This is a genomic window from Brevundimonas sp. (assembly GCF_036677305.1).
Classification (GTDB): domain Bacteria; phylum Pseudomonadota; class Alphaproteobacteria; order Caulobacterales; family Caulobacteraceae; genus Brevundimonas.
Genome location: NZ_JAKFEB010000137.1, coordinates 1 through 2565 on the forward strand (window position 1 = coordinate 1; position 2565 = coordinate 2565).

The following is a 2565-nucleotide window of genomic DNA, read 5'->3' on the forward strand; positions in this document are numbered from 1 at the left end:
GCGGCGTCGGCCAGCACCTTCACGAAGCCGTCGGTCTCGTGGTTGATCTTGGCCCGGCTGTTGGCGGTGAAGGGGAATTTCCCGGCCTTGTAGGCGACGCCCTCGGCCTTCAGCTGGTCCTCGGTCTTGCCGACCCACGCCACTTCCGGCGCGGTGTAGACCACGCTGGGGACCAGATCGTAGTCGACATGGCCGGCCTTGCCCGCGATCAGTTCGATCACGGCCACGGCGTCTTCCTCGGCCTTGTGCGCCAGCATCGGGCCGTGCGTCACGTCGCCGATCACCCAGACGCCGTCCGCCACCTTGAAATGATCGCCGGCAACGAAGCCGCGCTTGTCCGCCTCGACCCCGACCGTCTCAAGCCCCAGACCTTCGGTGTAGGGACGGCGGCCGATGGCGACCAGGACCACATCGCCCTTCAGCGTCTCGACCGTCCCGCCGGCGGCCGGTTCGACGGTCAGTTCGACGCCGTCCTTGCCGGTCTTCGCCGCCGTGACCCTGGCGCCCAGCTTGAAGGTCATGCCCTGTTTGGTCAGGGCGCGCTGGAAGGCCGTCGCCACATCCTTGTCCATGCCCGGCGTGATGCGGTCGAGGAACTCGACCACCGTCACCTGCGCCCCCAGACGGCGCCAGACCGAGCCCAGCTCCAGGCCGATGATGCCCGCGCCGACGACGATCAGATGTTTCGGCACGGCCGGCAGCGACAGGGCGCCGGTCGAATCCACCACCTTGCCGTCCTCGAACGCCACGCCCGGCAGCGGGGTCGGCTCCGAGCCGGTGGCGATGACGATGTTCTTCGCGGCGAGGGTCGTCTTCGAACCGTCGGCGGCGGTCACCTCGACCTGGCCCTTGCCCGCGATCCGGCCGCGCCCCTTGATCCACTCGACCTTGTTCTTCTTGAACAGGAATTCGATGCCCTTGGTCAGGGCCCCGACGCTGTCGGCCTTCTGGCCCATCATCTGGCCCAGGTTCAGCTTCGGCGTGCCGACCTCGATGCCGAGCGTGGGAAACTCCTTGGTCGCCGCCTCGAACAGTTCCGAGGCGTGCAGCAGGGCCTTGGACGGCATGCAGCCGACGTTGAGGCAGGTCCCGCCCAGGGTCTCGCGCATCTCGACGCAGGCGGCTTTCAGCCCCAGCTGGCCCGCCCGGATGGCCGCATTGTACCCGCCCGGTCCGCCACCGATGATGACGACGTCATAGGTGCTGGGGGAATCGGCCATGGGGTCTCTCGTCTGTGTGGGCGCGGGGAGGCGCGCGGAACCTGACGGCGCCGCTCGCGAGCGTCAACCGCAGCGCCGCATATAGGCGTGGGACCTTTTGTCCGACAGACGCCGGGAGCCGGTTCCTGTCAGAAATTCAGCTGGCCGGCCGTGCGCTTGCGCCGGATGCGACGGCTGGCGATCATGACCAGCACGCCCAGCAGGAACAGGGCCCCCAGCACCAGCCAGACCGGTTCGACCGGCAGGCCCTGGATCGCCTCGGGCGCCGCCATGGTCGTGGGTCCGCCGGAACGGGCGCCGATCTCGCCCTGGCGGTCGATGGCCAGGCGCAGCACGACATCGGCGGCGAAGGCGAGGAAATAGGCCACGGCCGCCTTGCCGTTTCCGGATCCCAGCATCAGGGCGGCGATCACATACAGGGCGACGGCGCCGATCCACAGGGTCCACATGGGCAGGAAGCCGAACAGCTCGCCGGCGCCCGAAACCGCCGCTTCGGCGCGCGCCGTCGCGGCGGAGCCCTCGATCAGCGGAGAAATGAACGGCCAGGCCAGCCATCCGGCATAGCCGAGCACCGCCAGCACAACGATCAGACGCAACAGTTTCATTTCGAGCCTCCCAACTCCCGTTAACCTTATAACGGTCTGTCAAAAGCGCAAAAAGAGGCGGGCGTCAGCCGGCGTTGGGCAGGGTGATGGAAACCTCGGCGCCTTCGCCCGGGGCGCTGTCGATCGACAGGACGCCGCCCGACTGGCGCGAGAAGGCATAGGCCTGCGACAGGCCCAGACCCGCCGCGCCCTCGCGGGTGGTGAAGAAGGGTTCGACCGCGCGGGCGGCCAGATCGCGGTCCATGCCCGGGCCGCTGTCGCGAACGCTCAGACGCACCCCGCCTTCCAGCAGGACTTCCAGCCGCACGGCGACGGAACCCTGACCGTCGACGGCGTCCACGGCGTTGCGGGTCAGGCCGCTGACCGCGCCCTCGAAGGCGACGGGATCCAGCCGCACCGGCGCCTCGGCGGACGGCCCCTCGATCATCAGGTCCACGCCGGGCCCGGCCATGGCGCGCAGCCGGGTCTCCATGCCGCGCAGCAGCACCCCGGCGTCCAGCACGCGCAGCACCGGCTCGTCGTCGCCCTGCGAGAAGGCGGTCAGGCGGCGGGTCAGCAGTTCGCCCTTCTGGCCGGCCGACAGGGCGGCCTGGCCGATGCGGCGCACGCGAACGGGGTCGTCGGCCTGACGCAGCATCATGTCCAGCGCCCCGGTCATGACGCCCAGAAGGGCGTTGAAATCGTGCGCCAGCCCCCCGGTCAGGCGGCCGACATTCTCCATCCGGCGCCCGCCCTGCAGC

3 protein-coding genes are annotated in these 2565 nt (G+C 69.6%); all 3 read right to left on the minus strand.

The annotated features are described in order from the left end of the window. Positions 1–1220 (minus strand): dihydrolipoyl dehydrogenase (lpdA, locus tag V6M42_RS08020; RefSeq protein WP_332678119.1); only part of this gene is annotated, 1220 nt, incomplete at its 3' end. Between the two features lie 128 nt (positions 1221–1348). Continuing rightward, complete coding sequence (locus tag V6M42_RS08025; RefSeq protein WP_332657792.1) at positions 1349–1825, minus strand: hypothetical protein; 477 nt, start codon at positions 1823–1825, stop codon at positions 1349–1351. Between the two features lie 64 nt (positions 1826–1889). Next, positions 1890–2565, minus strand: a 676-nt coding sequence (locus V6M42_RS08030) for a sensor histidine kinase (protein ID WP_332678120.1), incomplete at its 5' end; no start/stop codon positions are given.

Coding starts and splice junctions, on each gene's coding strand:
- V6M42_RS08025 (WP_332657792.1), bottom strand. CDS start 1,825: ATGAAACTGTTGCGTCTGATCGTTGTGCTGGCGGTGCTCGGCTATGCC.